The sequence below is a fragment of the Burkholderia sp. Bp8986 genome, assembly GCF_003854225.1.
Lineage (GTDB): Bacteria > Pseudomonadota > Gammaproteobacteria > Burkholderiales > Burkholderiaceae > Burkholderia.
Genome location: NZ_QTQM01000155.1, coordinates 1 through 1,242, shown reverse-complemented (window position 1 = coordinate 1,242; position 1,242 = coordinate 1). Strand labels below are relative to the sequence as shown.

At 56.5% G+C, this 1,242-nt stretch carries 1 pseudogene; it reads left to right on the top strand.

Going from position 1 to position 1,242, the window contains the following annotated elements:
- Positions 1–579: 579 nt before the first annotated feature.
- Positions 580–1,058, top strand: a pseudogene (locus DID99_RS38280) (transposase); the annotation flags it as partial.
- Between the last annotated feature and the right edge of the window lie 184 nt (positions 1,059–1,242).

The window sequence follows — 1,242 nt, the reverse complement described above, 5'->3', positions numbered from 1 at the left end:
TGCTGATTTTGCGTCTCGCCATGACGCAAGCATATGGTCTTGAGCCCTTGACGTCCAGGTTGTGTTAGCGACTCTTAATCGACGCTACGTCGTACGGTGTTAGACGTGTCCAGGGAACAACCGACGATCGCAAGGGTATGCGTCGACCTGATCTACACTTCACTACTACCAGCCACTGCACTTGGGCATGCGCCAGCTTTATGCCTGGTTGCCGGCTGGCCAGCGGTACACGGCTTTAGTCGGTCGAAAGAGCACTCCACCAGGCCGATCATCGACAGTATCAGGATGATGAATCCGGTTGAGCGAACGAGAGGCATCGTCAGTAGTCTGGTTAGTCGGTAGCGCAAGACGCATCTATCGACCGGTCCAGAGATGACTGTCCTTGTGATGAAGATCGCCGAGCGCAACGTGGCCTATGAGGGAGCCAGGGTGCGGTGATAGCTATTGAGGAAAAGGTGACTATGTGATTGGCGGTTGCGTGTATTACAGCAATGCGCCGGACCGACGTCTCTCCTGATTTGAGCATCATGGTGATTTAGAGTCCAATCGTGTAGTCAGGAGATTGGACATGAAGAAGCCATCTTCGAAGAGCGGATTATCGATTTCCTTCGGGAAGCCGAGACCGGCATAGCGATCAAGGAGTTGCACCGCCGACACGGCTTCTGGGAAGCGAGGTATTACATGTGACGCAGCAAGTTCGGTGGCGTGAGCGTGTCGGATGCCGAGCGCCTGAAGGAACTGGAGGCCGAGAACGTCGGGTTAAAGAAGCTGTCGGCCGAATCACTGCTGGAAAACGAAGTTACGCGAGAGGCATTGCGAAAAAAGTGGCGAGCGCACCGTCCCGCCGAGAGTTGTCGCGCCACGTGACTGTCGTGGCTTGGCGAACGCGGAGTCTTGCGGGTAACCAACATAGGCGCCAGCGCCTACCGTTATCAGCCGGTACCGGATCGCAATCGGGCCCTCCGGACACGGATCGTGGCGTTGACCCAGCGGCATCGCCGCTACGGCTCGGGATGATCTACCTGAAGCTGCGGCAGTTGGGTCTGACGGTTAATCACATGCTGTAATTGCGTCTCCGGCTAACGATGGAGGCCGCCATGGAAACGTATGTGGATCTCGATGTATCGCAGAAGTCAACGGCGGTTTGCGTAATCGATGGGGACGGTAATCCCGTCTGGCGCGGAACAGTAGCATCGGATCCGCAGGCTATCGATAGCATCATCCGACAGCAAGCCCCCGAGG